This window comes from Sodalis sp. (in: enterobacteria) (assembly GCF_047607725.1).
GTDB lineage: Bacteria > Pseudomonadota > Gammaproteobacteria > Enterobacterales > Enterobacteriaceae > JBLKSS01.
The window spans coordinates 1-16,974 of the sequence record NZ_JBLKSS010000031.1; the positions used below are offsets into that span (position 1 = coordinate 1).

At 58.8% G+C, this 16,974-nt stretch carries 12 protein-coding genes and 9 pseudogenes; 3 read left to right on the forward strand and 18 right to left on the reverse strand.

Annotated elements, in window-relative coordinates:
* Positions 1-106: 106 nt before the first annotated feature.
* From ACMX3H_RS03785 to modF, 15 genes and pseudogenes are all read right to left on the reverse strand, one after another.
* A complete protein-coding gene (locus ACMX3H_RS03785) occupies positions 107-631 on the reverse strand; it encodes a conjugal transfer protein TraG N-terminal domain-containing protein (protein ID WP_415209871.1) in 525 nt (174 codons plus the stop codon).
* 15 nt (positions 632-646) lie between these two features.
* Positions 647-1,168 (reverse strand): type IV conjugative transfer system lipoprotein TraV, encoded by a 522-nt coding sequence (gene traV / locus ACMX3H_RS03790; RefSeq protein ID WP_415209872.1) that lies wholly within the window; start codon positions 1,166-1,168, stop codon positions 647-649.
* Positions 1,161-1,424, reverse strand: coding sequence for a hypothetical protein (locus ACMX3H_RS03795; protein WP_415209873.1), 264 nt, complete (start codon positions 1,422-1,424; stop codon positions 1,161-1,163). The genes traV and ACMX3H_RS03795 overlap by 8 nt, the downstream gene beginning before the upstream one ends.
* Entirely contained in the window at positions 1,414-1,875 is a 462-nt protein-coding gene (locus tag ACMX3H_RS03800; RefSeq protein WP_415209874.1) for a hypothetical protein, read from the reverse strand. Before ACMX3H_RS03800 ends, ACMX3H_RS03795 begins: the two co-directional genes overlap by 11 nt.
* A pseudogene (gene traB / locus ACMX3H_RS03805) lies at positions 1,875-3,222 on the reverse strand (F-type conjugal transfer pilus assembly protein TraB). Before traB ends, ACMX3H_RS03800 begins: the two are co-directional and overlap by 1 nt.
* Positions 3,209-3,958: a type-F conjugative transfer system secretin TraK gene (traK, locus tag ACMX3H_RS03810; RefSeq protein ID WP_415209881.1), complete on the reverse strand. Its 750-nt coding sequence runs from the start codon at positions 3,956-3,958 to the stop codon at positions 3,209-3,211. The pseudogene traB and the gene traK overlap by 14 nt, the downstream one beginning before the upstream one ends.
* A pseudogene (gene traE / locus ACMX3H_RS03815) lies at positions 3,941-4,501 on the reverse strand (type IV conjugative transfer system protein TraE); the annotation flags it as partial. The pseudogene traE and the gene traK, both read right to left, overlap by 18 nt.
* 9 nt (positions 4,502-4,510) lie before the next feature.
* Positions 4,511-4,816, reverse strand: coding sequence for a type IV conjugative transfer system protein TraL (gene traL, locus ACMX3H_RS03820; protein WP_345998030.1), 306 nt, complete (start codon positions 4,814-4,816; stop codon positions 4,511-4,513).
* Between the two features lie 12 nt (positions 4,817-4,828).
* Positions 4,829-5,188 carry a type IV conjugative transfer system pilin TraA gene (gene traA, locus ACMX3H_RS03825; protein ID WP_415209875.1) on the reverse strand — a complete coding sequence of 120 codons (360 nt, stop codon included), beginning with the start codon at positions 5,186-5,188 and terminating at the stop codon, positions 4,829-4,831.
* A gap of 78 nt (positions 5,189-5,266) precedes the next feature.
* Positions 5,267-5,476, reverse strand: coding sequence for a TraY domain-containing protein (locus ACMX3H_RS03830; RefSeq protein WP_415209876.1), 210 nt, complete (start codon positions 5,474-5,476; stop codon positions 5,267-5,269).
* A gap of 509 nt (positions 5,477-5,985) precedes the next feature.
* Positions 5,986-6,449, reverse strand: a pseudogene (gene galM / locus ACMX3H_RS03835) (galactose-1-epimerase); the annotation flags it as partial.
* A pseudogene (galK, locus tag ACMX3H_RS03840) lies at positions 6,443-7,593 on the reverse strand (galactokinase). The pseudogenes galM and galK, both read right to left, overlap by 7 nt.
* A complete protein-coding gene (gene galT / locus ACMX3H_RS03845; protein ID WP_415209877.1) occupies positions 7,590-8,642 on the reverse strand; it encodes a galactose-1-phosphate uridylyltransferase in 1,053 nt (350 codons plus the stop codon). The pseudogene galK and the gene galT overlap by 4 nt, the downstream one beginning before the upstream one ends.
* Before the next feature lie 9 nt (positions 8,643-8,651).
* A pseudogene (galE, locus tag ACMX3H_RS03850) lies at positions 8,652-9,669 on the reverse strand (UDP-glucose 4-epimerase GalE).
* Positions 9,670-10,249: 580 nt separating this feature from the next.
* A pseudogene (gene modF / locus ACMX3H_RS03855) lies at positions 10,250-11,649 on the reverse strand (molybdate ABC transporter ATP-binding protein ModF).
* Positions 11,650-11,928: 279 nt separating this feature from the next.
* Between modF and ACMX3H_RS03860 the strand changes: the two are divergent.
* Together ACMX3H_RS03860 and ddlA are read left to right on the forward strand one after the other, a co-directional pair.
* Entirely contained in the window at positions 11,929-12,105 is a 177-nt protein-coding gene (locus ACMX3H_RS03860; protein ID WP_415209878.1) for an AcrZ family multidrug efflux pump-associated protein, read from the forward strand.
* Positions 12,106-12,414: 309 nt separating this feature from the next.
* Positions 12,415-13,521, forward strand: a pseudogene (ddlA, locus tag ACMX3H_RS03865) (D-alanine--D-alanine ligase).
* 132 nt (positions 13,522-13,653) lie between these two features.
* On the opposite strand, the gene ACMX3H_RS03870 reads toward ddlA, so the two are convergent.
* A complete protein-coding gene (locus tag ACMX3H_RS03870; RefSeq protein WP_415209879.1) occupies positions 13,654-14,478 on the reverse strand; it encodes a pyridoxal phosphatase in 825 nt (274 codons plus the stop codon).
* Positions 14,479-14,670: 192 nt separating this feature from the next.
* Here ACMX3H_RS03870 and pgl point away from each other — a divergent pair.
* Positions 14,671-15,666: pseudogene (pgl, locus tag ACMX3H_RS03875) on the forward strand (6-phosphogluconolactonase).
* Positions 15,667-15,754: 88 nt separating this feature from the next.
* Here pgl and ACMX3H_RS03880 read toward each other — a convergent pair.
* Positions 15,755-16,234 carry a kinase inhibitor gene (locus ACMX3H_RS03880; protein ID WP_415209880.1) on the reverse strand — a complete coding sequence of 160 codons (480 nt, stop codon included), beginning with the start codon at positions 16,232-16,234 and terminating at the stop codon, positions 15,755-15,757.
* Positions 16,235-16,256: 22 nt separating this feature from the next.
* A pseudogene (locus ACMX3H_RS03885) lies at positions 16,257-16,844 on the reverse strand (type 1 glutamine amidotransferase domain-containing protein); the annotation flags it as partial.
* Positions 16,845-16,974 lie beyond the last annotated feature (130 nt).

A 16,974-nucleotide genomic window follows, 5' to 3' on the forward strand; every position in this document is an offset into this window, starting at 1 on the left:
CTGCTTCCAAATTGATTAAATTTACGCCAAGTCAAGAATTAATCCCTGATTTAGTTAGTCTTTATCCCACCAGATCCCGCGAATTCCCGGATATTCCCGTTTATACCTATTGGATCACTTTAGGTAAGTCCCCACAGCGGGCGTAGAACACCATCGCACCGTTGAGAATGGCGTACAGCAGCGGCCAGCTCATTAACCACAGCCAGGCGAACACGTAGCCCTTAAATACCTGCCAGCCCTGATTGACCATCCCCACCAGAACAATCAGCGGGAACACCCCCATCAAAATCCCCATCATCATCACATGCAGCGTCGGCAGCATGCGTATCGCCACCTGCCCGACCGTCGCCTGCGACAGGCGCTGCTTTTCCAGCGCCGAGGTGGTGGCGATATTGAGCATCCCCGCCGTATCGTTGCTGCGCGCCGCATAGCTCAGAATGCCGCTGCGCAGGCCGTTCATCACCACGTTCTGCTTGATGTGCTCATCGTAATCGCGGTACGGCAGCAGGCTGCTCAGTTGTGGAAACTGCATATCGCCGAGCACCTGATTGGCCTGATGGGCCGCCTCCGGCATTTTCAGGGCCGCCAGCAGGCTGTTGGCGGTATGGGTCACCTTGTCAAGCAAACGCATTCTGACTCCTTATCCTCACAACACCGACCGGGGCGCGCCCCATGTCGCCGGCCTGACCACAAACAGCACCTTGCCCGGCTGGTGATAAACGTCCTGGCTGTCTATCCAGGGGGCTATCCACAGCTGCGCGGTCTGCTCCGCCAGACGGGCCGGCGACGGGGTATCGACGCCGGTACAACGTGGCAGTGAACAGCGCGCAGGGATAGTGACGAGGGAGACCGGGGCACTGCCCGCCGCTTTCGGACCCGGCGATGCGCTGCGCGGCAACAGGCGCGACGGTGAATTAACCGGAGCGACCGACTGCACGCCGGTATCGCGGCCAATAGCCGAAAAAGGGCCCTCAGCCAGGCGTGGCAGGGCGGTCGCGGCCGGCTTTGCGACGCTGCCCTCCTCCAGTGTTTTGGCCTTCTCGTTAGCCTGCTCCATCGTCATGCAGCTGTCCGTCGAGGTGGCGTTACAGCCAAACTCGCTGCGCCCCCCGGCGCAGCCGGCAAGCAGTACGCAGCCGCCGAGTAACATCAGGCGCACCTTACTCATGCCGAGTATCCTCATCATTCCGGCTTGGCATGCACATGCCCTTGCCGGCTATCCCCCACGCCGCCAGGTTGTCATTCACATCACGGTCATTAGCGCAGAACAGCAGAACCGACGCTCCCTCTGCCACCATGCTGTAACGCATCAACCGCAACAGCAGGCTTTTTCCCGCAACAGTTTTGCCAGTGCCAACCGCCGCCAGGACGGTGCCACCATCAAATTTTTCTGTTCCCTGATTAACTTTGCGGTCATGCATCATTCGTTCTCCCGGTTTCATGTCTGGCGCTATTCGATGTAGCGTGAGAGCGTTCAGGTGACGGAATACGCGACGGCGACAGCAACCGCTCCCACGAGGAGAAGACCATCCAGACCAACCCGACAGCCACGGCATAAGAGCAGGCGGTGCTCACCACATGGCCCACAAACCACGCGCAGGTTCGCACAAATTCCCCCTTGCCCTGCGCCACAATACGGTCATAAACGTCGCAGCAGGCGGGGTACAGCATCAGCAGCGCCAACCATGCATACGTTGCCAGCAACAAGACGTTGGCCAGCAGCCAGGCGTTGATAAACTTCACCAGCAGCGACACGCAGACCCGCCGGGGGGACGCCTGCCAGTGCGTACGAAACAATGCCAGGGCGGCACGATGCTCTTTCATCCCCAGGGTGCGCCGCTTACTCCGCGACGCGTTCATCTCTGCCTTGTTCATTACCGTTCTCCCGCCTGTGAGGGGGCCACCCCGAACTGGCGCGGGTCAATGTGGCCCAGTTTTTTCATCATCTCGTCAGTGCTGAAACCGTTCATATATTGGCCCGCCGGCTCGCGCAGTGGCGTGTCGACCGACGCCTCCCGCGTCGAAGCATTGGCCGCCTCGGCCTTCATCTCCTCCAGCGTCTTCAGCTGGAAACCTTCATGGAACACCACGGTCACCTCGTTACCCGCACCAATCGGTATCACCTGGTGATACTGCTCCGCCCGCTTGATGTAGTAATCGCTCAGGGTCTGCGCCGCCTTGCTGACGCCACCGCCGGCCACCGCGCCGACCCCGACGCTCGGCTGGGCCGCACGGTTAACCCCCTGGCCAATGCCGTCCAGGAAGCCCGCACCCCAGGCAAAGCCCAGGATTTTGCCGTTGCGCATCACCACCTCACCCTTGACGCCGTTTTTCCCCCGGAAGCTGACGTGGTCGTCCAGCGGCAGGTCAATGATGTCCTCCCCTTTCAGGCAGCTGAGTTTGCGCAACCGCACGATGGCGCGCTCGCTGGACACATCGCCGTAGGCTTCCATGCTGACAAAGCAGCCGTTCAGGTCATAGGTGCGGCTATTCGGCATCTCCACGCGCCCGGTAATGCGCACCTGCATCGGCACCGTGGCGGTATTGCCGATAACCGAGGCATTGGCGTCCGCCCCCTCAATCAGTATGGATTTGGCAAAGCTGCCGGTCGGAATATACGGGTACTTGCTTTTATGGCTTCTCCCCCGCCGGCGGTCTGAGCAGCTTGCGATACAACTGCCCCGGCACCGGAATGTGCCGGAAGTCCACCGTCGGCGGCGGCACCTCTCCCCGACCGGGATAGAACGCCGTGGGCGACGGTACCGCGCCACCCGGCGCAGGTGGGAAGGCCGACGGCATCGGCTCCCCTTCTGGCGTCACGCCACCCGCCAGCGGCGGGAGGGGAGGCAGCCCGCCCGGCGCGGTGTTCGCCGGCGTCTCAATAAGCTTGCGGTTTTCCTCTTCCAGCGAACTGATGCGTTTCTGGTTTTCCTGCCGCGCCTTGCTCAACATGTCGATTTCCTGACGCAGGGAAGAAAACTGTTTGTTGATTTCCGCCTGCGCCACCTGCGTCTGGGTAATGGCATTCTCGGTCGCCAGCTCACCAAAGGTGTTGTCCACCACGCCGGTCAGGTCTGGCGCAGGCTCATTGCCCTGCGCCGACTGCGCACTCCCCTCCTGCGACACGTACCAGCCCACGCCCACCGCAGCGGCGATGGCCAGTGCCACGCCGGCCCCCCACAGAAACTGCTTGCGTTTGACGAGCACATTAATGTTGGCCATCGGCAGCCTCCCCGGAGAGCGTCACCCACACGCCCGTCCGCCCCGCCGGGACAATCTCGCGGGTCGGCGTATCGAACATCACCGCCCGCACCCCCGGCTGCCAGAAATCAGGCTCGTTAACCCGCACCGGCGTCGTGCCGGGATAGGTGACCATAAAGCGCACCACCTTAAGGCGGTGCCCCTTCCACACCCGCAGCGCCTCAGCCCGCAAGCCGGCAGGCAACGGCAACCGCTCATGCGTCGCCGGCGCCTCGCCATAACCGGCCGGTAACCGCCCGGCCATCAGCGCCTGGTTGAGCGCAACCAGCATCGACTCATAGGGCTGGGACTGCTCCCAGACCTTCGCCGCCGCGGAGACGCCCTGCCCTTCGCCGACCAGGGAGAACGTGCGCCCGCTGCCCGCCTGAGGCACCGCGCGTAGCGAGAAATTCAGGCCACGGGCGGTTTCGATAACAAAGGTAAACGGCTTTTTGTTAAGCGTACTGAGCACCAGAGCTCCGTTAGCCGTGGGTGCGTAGCGCACCAGACTTTCATCGATGCCGCTCACCGCCACCACACTGTCCCCCGGCACGCTAAACAGATTGGGCTCAGTGTTACTCAGCGCCACGGCCGCCTGACTGCCGTTTTGCAGGGGGATAATCACCGGCGCATTAACCGTACCGGCCGCCGCTGCGCCGCAGACCAGCACCCCGGCAACAAACAGGCTAAGCAAGCGGTTATTTTTCTCATCGGACACCTCGACAAAGCGGGCAAGCCAGGTCACGCCATCGCTGTGGTCCAGATACAGCGAGTAATACTTGAGCGCGACATCCGGTTTGGCATCACCAAACCAGGTTTTCAGTTCGCCGCGAATATCAACACGCCCTTGCGCCGGATAGACCTTGACGCCGGTTTTAAAGAAGGCCGCATTAACGTCTTTCTTTATCTGACGCGCCTCTTTCGCCAAGGCCAGCTTGAGCGACTTCTGCGCCGCCGGCTTGACCATCGACAGCAGAAACTGATGTGACGCCTCCACCGTTTCCGACGTCACATTCAGACGCAACGCCACAAAACTCAGTGCCATCTGCTCCAGGTAGGAGGCGTCCATGCTGTTTTCCGACAACGCGAACGGCGCCTTGAACAGCATCGGCACGACCACCCTCTGCCGGTCGCCCTGCAGGCGATAATGGGTCATAGCCAGAATGACATTGGACGCCACGCTCAGAAATAAAAATGCGCCGAGCAGCACCAGGCTTAAGGCGATAATCTTGTTTGAATTCAACCGGGCAGCATGTTTCATTCCCTGACCTTATTTAATCCATTGCCGAAAACACGATGGCGGTACTTTTTTATGAATATCCCGCAAGAGAAAGGTCGGCATATACCAGTAACCCAAATCCCGTAACCAGACACTGCCCTTCCCTTTTTTTAATTTTCGTATCGCCCCATACACCAGGGCCATGACGATAAGTCCCGCTATCTGTTTTCCCTGCCAGAAAAACCAGCAGCCAGATAACACAATAGGGATAAGTTCGTCAGGCGTTAAGCCAAACCAGCGGCCCTGATGACTCAGTGTTTTCGGGAAACGGTAATTGTCGATATCGTCTCCCGACATCATCCCTCCTGATTAATACCCGGCGACCTTCATGCCGACGTTGCCGATAATCGACAGAATGATGAAGCCGAACAGGAATTTGAAACTGTGGGTCAGCACATAGAGCACCAGACCCGCCAGCACTTCCCCCAGGATGATCCACTTGTACATGGTCGAGCCGCTGCCGGCGGTTGCCTTGACGGCAGCGTCACCGTCCGCCAGTAAATCTTTACCGGCAGCGATGGCCATCTCCGGGAAAAAGGCGAGCAGTAAAGCCATAGGGAATATGAGCTTGAAAAAATTCACCACACGCTGACGAGAAAATAGCCCCGTGCGTAGATATCTGTTTTTTTGGGCAACAGAAGTCCGCTGAGTGCTTATTGCAGTACTCATTAAAAAATCCTTTATTTACAGGTAGGCCATGATGCAAAGACTTCACGCATCAACCTAAGTCGTTATAGCGATAAAAAATTAGACGTTATCTGGCTCTTCAATCACCTCTCTACTATCAGGGTTAAAGTCAGGGAAGCGTTTAAGGTGATCTTGCACCCGCAATTTCACTTCCCCCGAGCGGGACTTGCCCGTCTTTTGGATAGAAGCATAGAGCAAGGCAGTGTATTCCTGGTTCAGCTTGAACGTAATTAACTTGTTCGGGTTGTCATCCCGTCGTTGACGGCGCACGCCAGTTCTCCTTTGTTGTTTTCTTTCTAATATGAAAACATAAAAAAAAGCGTCAACCCAATATCCTATAATCCATAGAAAAAATAACAATTTGTTAACATTAAAGATGTAGGTGTCTTTCCTGAAAAAACTCATGAATTATCACAAAAGAAATTCTGTTATTTCAGTAGTAAGCACCCCGTGGAGGACGTCTTGAATTATTGGTGGGTTTGTTGTATAGCCCGATAAGAATATGTTCCACTACGATGCCTAGTGAACCCGCATCCTATAAGGGACGGCTGTCAGATCATGGATAATCCGGCGATGATAGTGTCCACTTAAATTTTAATGGACACTATCACAAACTTCAGAAYCACTAATTTCATATCACTCAAACCAGGATGGAAATAAAAGTTATTAAAATCAATACAATGTGAAAATACAATGAGCATAAGCGTGCAACGTAGGTTTACTGTCTCATACAACAAACCCACCAATAATTCAAGACGTCCTCCACGGGGCGCTTACTTATCGTCGGTGACGGTATAGCGCACGTCAGCCACCAGATTGCCGGGATAGCCATGATCGCCGTCGGCGGAATGTAGTCGGTACAGCACCAAGGTCTGATCCTGCTCCACCTGCTGCCAGCGGCTGGTTGTGGAATCCCTCCGGCCCTCCGTGCAACTGATGTTCGCCCTGATTGGAGGCCAGCGTAAAGCGCTTACCCTCGAGGCTCAATGTGGCCCCGCGAATGCGGTTGGCATAACGGCCGACGGTGGTGCCGAGGTAGGCGTTTTGGCGTAGATAATCCATCGGGGTGGGACAGCCCAGCAGAACTTCGCGGGTACCCCCGCCAGTAGCGGCACCTGGCAGGAGAGCCAGGTTGCGACCCAGTCCATCAGGGTGTGACCTGAAACCCCTGGTCATTGCCGAGGGTGACCAGCCGAAACGGCTGGCCGTCGGGCGCCTGGCCCGATTCATACTCTTTCAGCATACCCCTGCTCCTTCACTGGCGTGACAGACATAAAACGTTGCTTCCAAAGCGGTTTGTGGCTGATAGTGTTTTACCACGGCCGCCCGTACGCCCTCCACGCGATCGGTGGGCACCAGCGCCACGACGCAACCGCCGAAACCGCCGCCGGTCATACATACGCCGCCCGCCTCGCCGATTTCCCCTTTGATAATCGTGACCAGGGTGTCGATGGCCGGCACGGTAATTTCAAAATCGTCGCGCATATTGAGGCGTGGGATTCCGCCATCAAACGGCCCATCAGCCTGAGATCGCCTGCCGCCAGCGCATCGGCCGCGGCCAGCGTGCGCGCGTTTTCGCTCAACACGTGTCGCCCTCGCTTGGCGACGGTGTCGTCGAGTTCATGGGCCACCGCCTCAAATTGTTCCAGCGCGACATCGCGCAGTTTTTCCACCGCGAAGAAGCGCACGCCGGTTTCGCACTGCTCGCGGCGGGCGTTGTATTCACTGTCCACCAGGCCGCGTTTGACGTTGGAGTTGACGATAACCACCGCGACATTGTCCGGCATCGGCACCGCGCGCGTACCCAAGGTACGGCAGTCAATCAACAAAGCGTGGTTGTCTTTGCCCAGCGCCGAAATCAGCTGATCCATAATGCCGCAGTTACAGCCGACGAACTGATTTTCCGCTTCTTGACCGTTGAGCGCCAGCGCCACGTTATCCACCGACAGGTGATAGAGCGATTGCAGCGCTTTGCCCACGGCTACCTCCAGCGCCGCCGACGAACTCAGGCCGGCTCCCTGGGGGACATTGCCGCTGATAACCAGGTCGGCGCCGCCAAAACGTCCATCCCAGCGCTGTAAATGTTTTACCACCCCGCGTACATAATTGGACCACTGCTGATCGGCATGGGATAAAATTGGCTCATCCAGAGAAAAAATATCGTGCTGGCGGTCATAGTCCACGGCAATAACCCGAATTTTGCGATCGTCACGGCAGGCGCAGCTAATCACCGTCTCGTAATCGATCGCGCAGGGGAGCACGAAGCCGTCGTTATAATCGGTATGCGCGCCGATGAGATTGACCCGGCCGGGCGCTTTTACCGTCAGAGTGGCATCATAGCCGAATGCGTCGCGAAAAACGGTTTCAGTGGTGTTTTGTAAACTCATATTGAGGCTCCAGATTGCCGAAAATGACTCTCGGTGACCGCGCGCAGGCGCTCGGCGGCTTGTTCCGCGGTCAGATCGCGCTGGGTTTCCGCCAGCATTTCATAGCCCACCATAAATTTACGCACCGTGGCAGAGCGCAGCAGCGGCGGATAAAAATGCGCATGTAATTGCCAATGTGCATGGTCGCCGTCGGTAAAGGGCGCGCCGTGCCAACCCATGGAGTAGGGGAAAGAACATTGGAACAGGTTGTCGTAGCGGCTGGTGAGCTTTTTCAGTGCCAGCGCCAGGTCGGCGCTTGACTCACCGTCAAGATCGGGCAGGCGCTGGATGGGGCGTTTGGGCAGCAGCAGTGTTTCAAACGGCCACGCGGCCCAGTAAGGCACTACCGCCAGCCAGTGGCGCGTCTCCACCACGGTGCGCGCACCGTCGGCCAGCTCGCGGGTGGCGTAGTCCAAGAGCAGAGAGGAGCCCTGCTGCCGGTAGTACTCTCGCTGTAAACGGTCTTCGCGTTCGGCTTCGTTGGGCAGGAAACTGTTGGCCCAAATCTGCCCGTGGGGATGGGGATTGGAGCAGCCCATGGCGGCGCCTTTGTTCTCGAACACCTGTACCCAGGGATAAGTTTTACCCAGTTCCGCGCTTTGCTCGCGCCAGGTGTCGATCACGGCCTCAAGCGCCGGCAGCGACAGTTCGGGAAGCGTTTTACTGTGGTCCGGAGAGAAGCAGATCACCCGGCTGGTACCGCGGGCGCTTTGGCTACGAAACAGCGGATCATCGCTGGGCGGCGCGTCGGGCGTATCCGGCATAAGCGCGGCAAAATCGTTGGTAAACACGTGCGTGGTGCGGTAATCGGGATTACGATCGCCGGTGATGCGGGTATTGCCCGGACAAAGATAGCAGTCCGGATCGTGCGCCGGTAGGGTTTGCGCTGAAGGCGTTTCCTGCTGGCCCTGCCAGGGGCGCTTTGCCCGGTGAGATGAAACCAGGATCCATTGGCCGGTCAAGGGGTTATAACGCCGATGGGGATGATCGACGGGATTAAAGGATTGCATGAAATCTCCTTAGTCCGGGTAGCCGTTGGGATGCCGGGATTGCCAGCGCCAGGTGTCGCGGACCATATCTTCCTGCGTTCGGGTGACACGCCAGTTCAATTCTCGCGCGGCCTTTTCCGGTGCCGCCCAGTAGGCGGCCAGATCGCCGTCGCGTCGGGGGGGCGAAATGGTAGGGCAGTGGCTTGCCGCAGGCCTGACTGAAAGCTTCAACCACTTCCAGCACGCTATGGCCTTTGCCCGAGCCCAGATTATAGATATGCACGCCGGGCCGGGCGCGCAGCGTGGTCAGCGCCGCAAGATGGCCGTCGGCCAAATCTAAAACATGAATATAGTCGCGAACGCCGGTACCGTCCGGCGTCGGAAAATCATTGCCGTAAATAGCCAGAGAGGGGCGGCGTCCCACCGCGACCTGGGCAATAAAGGGCATCAGATTGTTCGGTATCCCCTGCGGATCTTCTCCCATCTCGCCGGAAGAATGGGCGCCGACCGGATTGAAATAGCGCAACAGGCTGATACTCCAGCGGGGATCGGCATGCTGCAGATCCTGAAGTATCTCTTCAACCATCAATTTGCTGCGGCCGTAGGGGCTGGCGGGACGCCCGGTGGGCAAATTTTCGTCGTAAGGGGTTACGGGCTGAACGCCGTAAACGGTGGCCGAGGAGCTAAATATCAAGTTGACTACGCCGGCCTCCCGCATGACTTCTACCAGGGAAAGAGTGCCATAGACGTTGTTATCATAATAGTCGATGGGTTGATTGACCGATTCGCCTACCGCTTTCAGACCGGCGAAGTGAATCACCGCCTCAATATCGTGCTCGGCGAAAATCTTCGCCAGTAGCTGCCGGTCGCGTATGTCGCCTTTATAAAACGCCGGCGTGTGGCCGCTCAATCGGCCAAGCGTCGCCACGACGGAACTTTTGCTGTTACATACGTTGTCGACAATCACGGGCGTTATGCCGGCAGCGATAAGTTGCAAACAGGTGTGGCTGCCGATGTAATCGCTCCCACCTGTAACCAGGACTGACATAGTTCAACTCCCTTCGTTTTAACGAGAATACAGTAGCATGATCCGCTCGGGGAAAAGGTGATTCTGCCGCGATTTATGAAATTGATTACATTTATACTAGCGCAGAGATACCCGTCAGCGCCAGCCTCGCGCTGTCTTCCTTTATCGAGCAACTGCCCAAGGGGCTTTGACAACGATTAAGTGTGGTAGCGATTACATGCTGAATAGAGTAAATATTACGCAATGGAGAAAGGATGACTCGAAACGGCAAGGCGCCACGCGCGAAGTTTGTAGGCGGGACGGCGCGCGCAGGGGAAAGCGTGCACCCTTCAGTGTGGTGCTGGGGTTAAGATAAACGAAAGGACGATACCGCGCCGCAGGTGACGGCGGGCCAGGGCCACAACCTGGTTGATGCCCCTAACGCGCTTGATAACGAGGGAAAGGGGATTATCACGGCCAAGGTGATGCCGGGGATAGACCGGCCACGGCGAAAGGTGGCCGCTCCGCCTGTCGGGACTGGTTACGGCTTAAAGTGTTGCCGGAGAGAGACCGGCCGCGGCCACTGATGACTTTCCCTTGCGCCGGCCTGGACATCGCCACGTCAGGCGTCGAGCGTTTCTATCTGATATTGATAGCGTTCTCCGTCAGGCACGAAGGTTAACCGGTGGGTAATACATTCCGGCGCATCCTCGGCATGATGGGAAACGAACAGCAGTTGCGTGGTGCCCTGGCCAATCAACACATCTATCCAGCGGCGCACCAGCTGGCGGTTAAGCGGATCCAAACCCTGCTGCGGCTCGTCGAGAATAAGTAGCGCCGGATGTTTAACCAGCGCGCGCGCAATCAAGGTCAGACGCTGCTGACCCCAGGAGAGACCGTGAAACGCCGCGTTAGCCTGGCTCTCCAGCCCGAGTAAACGCAGCCACTGCCGCGTCAACTGCTGCTGCCGCTCCGAAGGCGACTGATAAGCGCCGATGGAATCAAAAAAACTGGACAAGATGACACTACGAGGGCTGGCGCTGACGCGATAATCCAAATGCAGGCTGCTGCTGACATAGCCGATATGGCGTTTGATATCCCAAATGGTTTCGCCGCTGCCGCGCCGGCGCCCGAACAACGTGAGATCGTTACTGTAACCTTGCGGATGGTCGCCGGTCACCAGACTGAGCAGCGTGGATTTACCGGCGCCGTTCGGGCCGACGATCTGCCAGTGCTGACCCGGCGTCACCTGCCAGTCCAGATGATGTAAAATCGGCCGGTCCTGGTAAGACACTACGCCGTCGCGCAGGGTAATAAGCGGCTGGTCCGCCGGCAGCGCGGCCTGTTGTTGCGGCGAGTCGGCTTCCGGGAGCGCCAGATCCTGCAGGGATTCCAGATGGGCCAACTGCGCCACCAGCGCTTCCGCCAGCAGGCTTTGACGCGAGCCGGTGCAGGTCAGCGCACAATCCACCAGGATACCCACCCGGTCGATATAGTCCGGAATATCCTCAAACCGGTTAAGGATCAATACCAGCGTACATACGCTGTCCGCCAGACCGGCTAAGCGTTCGCTTAACTGCTTACGTGAGACAACATCCAGACCGTCGAACGGCTCATCGAGGATCAGCAAATCAGGACGCGCCATCAGCGCCTGGCACAGCAGCACTTTACGGGACTCGCCGGTGGAAAGGTATTTGAACCGGCGCGTCAGCAAATGGCGGATGCCGAGAATTGATCCGCCAATATTTGGCAGCGCGCATCGTCGTGGTGCTGCTGCTGAATAATTTCCGCCGCGGTGCTACCGGTGTCATCTTCGCCGGGGCTCAGCAGGTCGGCATTGGCCCGCTACCACTCCTCCTCCACCAGCCGCTGCACTTGTTCCAGCGATAGACGGGCAATGCGCCGATAGTCGGTGCACCGTTCACCGGCCAAAAGGGTGAGTTCTCCGGCCAGCGCCTGTTCCGCCAGCGCGTTCATGGCGTTGATGGCATCCCAGGCGCTTTTGTAGCTGACACCCGCCAGTTTCGCGCCCTGGCTGATGGAACCGGTGGCGCGGATCTGTTTAAGCAACGCAATGCGGCGCGGGTCGGCGAACAGTTGCTGACGGAGTTTCAGGGTTAACAGAATTTCTGCCTGCATGCGCAAACCTCGTGGCTCAAAAGGAAATTGTCGCTTAACCGACGGCCAGCGGCAAATAACGCCGGTCGCGATAACATAAAAGGCCTAAGCGCCGCAGCCAGAAACTGGTATAAAGATAATGGAAATAACCATTATGCGCCAACTGTAAGCTATGAGGTAACGATGCTTGAACTATTAGAGAGCCTGGCCATTGTCATTTTAATGGTGCCTGTCGTCATGGCGATTATCCTGGGACTGATTTACCTGCTGGGAGAATTGTTCAATATCATCTCCAAATTTGGGCAGCCCAAACAGCGTCGCCAGCCGAGCGACGACGTAAAACCGGCTTCCCGCCAGTAACGGTTTGTCGGGTCGCCGCCGTCTTGCGCCCAGGAGGCCTCCGCGTAGTAAAGTGCGCCACTGCCGTTGGGCGTTCCGTCGGGCGGCTGCCCGCGCCTGCTGCGCCGGGCCGTATTCTCCTCCCTGGCCTTATCGTCGCGCCGTGTGCCCCGAAGCACGACCCACATGCCCGATCCTCCTCTTTTTCACCCGTTTCGCCGTTATAATCACCGTCTTCGGACATGAGCCATCGCCGGGGCTTTACACACCGGGCCCCGGCGCATACTCTGTGGGCATTTAATAAGTGTTTCGGTAATCAATGAAGATGTAATGGAACCACGGGAAAGCGGCAAACTACGGGCCGCGGTGCTGTTCGGCGGCCAGTCCACCGAGCACGAAGTGTCGTTGCGCTCATCGATGAATGTCATTCGCGCTATCGACCGGCAACGATACGATTTGACCCTCATCGGGGTGGATAAACACGGGCGCTGGACGTTGTGCGACGAGCAGGACTATCTGCTCAATCCTGACGATCCTGCCGCCATCCATCTGGCGCCGGCGCGGCGTTATCTGGCCGTCGTGCCTGGTCAGCAGCGGGCGCAGCTGATTGACGCCGCCAACGGCCAGCTGTTGCCATCGATTGATGTCGCTTTCTCGGTGTTGTACGGCGCCAGCGGTGAGAATGGTTCGGTTCAGGGACTGCGCAGGGTTCTCAATATTCCCTATGCCGGGCCGGATGTGCTGGGATCGGCAGTCTGTATGGACAAGGACATGACCAAGCGCGTGCTGCGCGACGCCGGGGTACCGGTTACGCCTTCGGTGACGCTGCTGCGCACGGGCGACGCGGCGCCGGATTTCGACGCTATCGTCAGCTAATTGGGCCTGCCGCTGTTTATTAAACCCGCCAGCCAGGGATCGTCCGTGGGGGTTAGCAAAGTGACCGACCGGGCCGCCTTCGACGCGGCATTGGCGCTGGCTTTCCGTTACGATGCTAAAGTCCTGGTTGAGCAGGCGATAACCGGACGGGAAATCGAAACCGCCGTACTGGGCAATGATTCTCCGGAGGTGAGCGTCTGCGGCGAGATCCTCGCCAACGACGAATTTTACGCCTATGACACCAAATATTTGAAGGGCGCCCTGGCGGGACTGGTTATTCCGGCGACGCTGGCGGCGCCCGTCGCCGACGCCATCCGGCAGACGGCTCGGCAGGCGTATCTGGCGCTGGGCTGCAGCGTGATGGCGCGGGTGGATTTCTTTTTGACCGAGCAAGGCGAGATCCTGCTCAATGAGGTAAATACCCTGCCGGGCTTTACCTCCATCAGTATGTACCCCAAGCTGTGGGAAGCCAGCGGTTTGGATTATCCCGCGCTGGTGGACCGCCTTAATCACGCTGGCGCTGGCGCGCGCGCGGCGAGCCTCAGCCAAACCGAACGCTGAGACCCGTTCGCTGCCTGGGCGGGCGCCAGACCTGCAGCGGGCTTTGGGGCGAGGGCGCCAGGCCAGCGAAGGGCTTTTGGGTCCCGGCAGGGATGAGCGGCCAGCAGAGGCTTATCGCCCCTGGCGAGGGCGTCAGGCCAACAGGCGCTGGTGGATAAAATCGGCGATGGACGGCGCTTCGTTATCGCCTATGACCACATCGGCGCGCGCTTTGATGGCATCGTCGCTTTGCCCCATCGCCACGTCAAGGCCGGCGCCCTCCAGCATACTGAGATCATTGTAATTATCGCCGAAAGCCACCACCTGATTCATGCTCAGCACCTGGGCGGTGACCCAGTGTTCCAACTGGCGGCCCTTGCTGTTGCCCCTTTGGGCGATATCCACTTGATCGTGCCAGGACCATTCGCAGGCCAGCCCCAATTCCAGCTCTACCGCCTCGGCGAAGGTTTGCAGCTTGCCGATGTCCGCGTCGGAGGTGGCGAACTTCCAAATCGCCGTCGCATCTTGTGCCGCCGCCGCCAGGCTGTCCACCTGCACAAGCGCCGGCCGCTGCGCCGGCAGTAGGGTCTCCGACCAGGCCAGGGAACGCAGGACATGATCGCTCGGGTGCTGATACAGCATGGCGTCATCTACATACAGCAGGCCATGTACGGCGTCGTAATGGTCCAAAAGATCCAGCACCGTTAGCGTCTGCGCCTTATCGAGGGGATTGGTGGTCACCACCCGCTGCGCCGGGTAATCGTAGAGATAGGTGCCGTTACAGCAAATCGCCGGCGTGTCTATCTCCAGCGCCTGATAGAACGGGTGGATGGCGACATGATACCGGCCGGTGACCACCATCACCTGCAGGCCGGCGTCGCACGCCTGGCGCAGCGCGGTAAGGGATTCGGGCAGTATACGTTTTTGTCGGGTCAGCAGCGTGCCGTCCAGATCCAGGGCAATAAGGCGATAATACATATGTTTAATATTAGTTCAGTATTCAATCATAAGCGATGTTACACCCTCGACGCGGCGGCGAAAACCGTGATAATCTCGGTGGCTAACGCGCCCTAACGGTGACATGCTTATTCGAGGCGTGCCGTTAAGGTGACGAAACCTTGCCAAACGACAAACGCCATGCCCGCCACAGAAGCGAAATGAGGAGAACACATGAAGCACATTGTCTACGTTGCCAGCCCGGAAAGTCAGCAAATGCACGTCTGGCAAATGGACGACCAGGGCGCGCTAACCTTGCTGCAAGTGGTGGATACCCCCGGGTAGGGGCAGCAGATGGCAATCCATCCGGCGAACACGCATCTTTATATTGGCGTCCGACCGACCTTCGGCGTGGTCAGCTACCGCATCGATGAACGAGGATTGCTGACCGAGGCCGGAATGGCGCCGCTGCCGGGTGGCCCGACGCAGCTGACCACCGATTTGCAGGGCACGACGCTGTACAGCGTTTCCTATAGCGGCAGCTGTCTGAGCGTCAGCCCCATCGACGAGCAGGGCATCGTCGGCGCGCCGCAGCAAACGCTAGAAGGGTTAACCCACTGCCATTCCGCCAATGTCGATACCACCAATCAGGTGCTTTGGGTGCCCTGCCTGCAAGAAGATCGCATCCGGCGCTATGGAATTGGCGAATCCGGCCGTTTAACTCCCCTTACCCCTGCGGCGCTGGACAGCGTGGCCGGTGCCGGGCCGCGCCATATGGCGTTCCACCACGGTGGAAATTACGCCTACGCCATCAACGAACTCAGCGGCACGGTCAACGTGATTGCCATTGACGCCGCCGGCGCCGGTCCGCGCATTGTGCAGACGCTGGACATTATGCCGGCTGGTTTCAGCGACACCCGCTGGGCGGCGGATATTCATATTACCCCCGACGGCAGCTTGCTTTACTGTTGCGATCGTACCGCCAGCGTCATCAGCCGGTTTGCGGTGTCGGAGGACGGCGGCGTACTGAGTTTGTTGGGCCATCAGGCAACGGAAACCCAGCCGCGTGGTTTCAATATCGATAGCCAGGGGCGGTTTTTGGTGGTCGCCGGGCAGAAATCGTACCATATCGCGATGTACGCCATCCAGGGGCAATCGGGCGAACTGGCACCGCTGGCGCGCTATGCGGTGGGGCAAGGGCCGATGTGGGTGTCTATCCTGGTGCGGTAAGGCTCCGCGTGCGCGCCACTGTCACCTCGCGTGGTTCGTCCACGGGGCGACAGGGGGCCGTTTCATGGGGCAGGGCGACCCCTCGCCATCAGCGGTAGGTGACGGTCAGCGACGCGCTGCCCAGCGTGTGAAAGTGCACGTTAAAGCCAATCATCGCGCCGCTGGCGTTTTCATCCACCTCCAGATGCTCGACATCCAGCGCATGCACGGTGAACTGGTAGCGATGCGTTTCTCCCGGCGGCGGCGCCGCGCCGCCATAGCCCGCGCTGCCGAAATCCGTGCGTCCCTGGACCGCACCCGGCGGCAGATGATCCTGGCCGGAGCCCGCACCCTGGGGCAGCATGCGTACATCCGCCGGAATGTTGGCCACCAGCCAGAGCCACCAGCCGGAGCCGATCGGCGCGTCAGGGTCAAAAACGGTAATCACAAAGCTTTTGCTGCCTTCAGGGACATCGTCCCAAGCCAGATGCGGCGAAATATTATCCCCCTGATATCCCATACCGTTGAACACATGGCGCTCGGGTAACGTCGCGCCGGGCTGCAGATCGTTGCTGATTAAGGTAAACACGCGGGCATTCTCCTGTCAGGCATTAGCGGTTGAGGATTTTTAATAAATTCTGTGCGGTCGCCGTCGACGAGGCGGGATTCTGACCGGTGACCAAATGGCCATCTGTTACCGAGTAGGATTGCCAGTCGTCGGTGCGCTCAAATAGTCCGCCCAGCCGCCGGAGTTCATCTTCCACCAGGAACGGTACCACCTTGGTCAACTGGACCCCCTGTTCTTCGCTATTGGTAAAACCGGTTACACGCTTACCCGCCCCCAGCGGTGTGCCGTCAGGTTTTTTCGCATGGCGCAATACGCCGGGCGCGTGGCAGACGGCCGCCACCGGTTTGCCATCGGCGAACGTTTGCTCGATAAGCGCGATGGAATGGGGATCTTCCGCCAGGTCCCACAGCGGACCATGGCCACCAGGATAAAACACCGCGTCAAAATCCTCGGCCCGCAGCGTATCCACCCTGACGCTCGCCGCCAACGCCTGCTGCGCGGCGCGGTCGGTGCGAAAACGTTCGGTGTCCTGGGTCTGCGCGTCCGGTTCGTCACTCTTCGGATCCAGCGGCGGTTGGCCGCCTTTCGGCGAGGCCAGGGTTATCTCTACCCCGGCGTCGTGGTAAGCGTACGCCCAGCGCCGTCTGTTAATTCCCCATCAAGTTATTAAAGATGATGTCCATTATTTTTTTAATGGGCGCAATTCATGAAACAAACCCCACCAAAACCCTCAAGACGTCGTCCAAATTTCCCGCTGGACT

Bases quoted from the DNA above. Each gene is read 5' to 3' on its own strand.
- ACMX3H_RS03785 (WP_415209871.1), bottom strand. From the start codon at position 631: ATGCGTTTGCTTGACAAGGTGACCCATACCGCCAACAGCCTGCTGGCG.
- ACMX3H_RS03870 (WP_415209879.1), bottom strand. From the start codon at position 14,478: ATGTATTATCGCCTTATTGCCCTGGATCTGGACGGCACGCTGCTGACC.
- traA (WP_415209875.1), bottom strand. From the start codon at position 5,188: ATGAGTACTGCAATAAGCACTCAGCGGACTTCTGTTGCCCAAAAAAAC.
- ACMX3H_RS03795 (WP_415209873.1), bottom strand. From the start codon at position 1,424: ATGATGCATGACCGCAAAGTTAATCAGGGAACAGAAAAATTTGATGGT.
- galT (WP_415209877.1), bottom strand. From the start codon at position 8,642: ATGCAATCCTTTAATCCCGTCGATCATCCCCATCGGCGTTATAACCCC.
- ACMX3H_RS03800 (WP_415209874.1), bottom strand. From the start codon at position 1,875: ATGAACAAGGCAGAGATGAACGCGTCGCGGAGTAAGCGGCGCACCCTG.
- traV (WP_415209872.1), bottom strand. From the start codon at position 1,168: ATGAGTAAGGTGCGCCTGATGTTACTCGGCGGCTGCGTACTGCTTGCC.
- ACMX3H_RS03860 (WP_415209878.1), top strand. From the start codon at position 11,929: ATGCTTGAACTATTAGAGAGCCTGGCCATTGTCATTTTAATGGTGCCT.
- traL (WP_345998030.1), bottom strand. From the start codon at position 4,816: ATGTCGGGAGACGATATCGACAATTACCGTTTCCCGAAAACACTGAGT.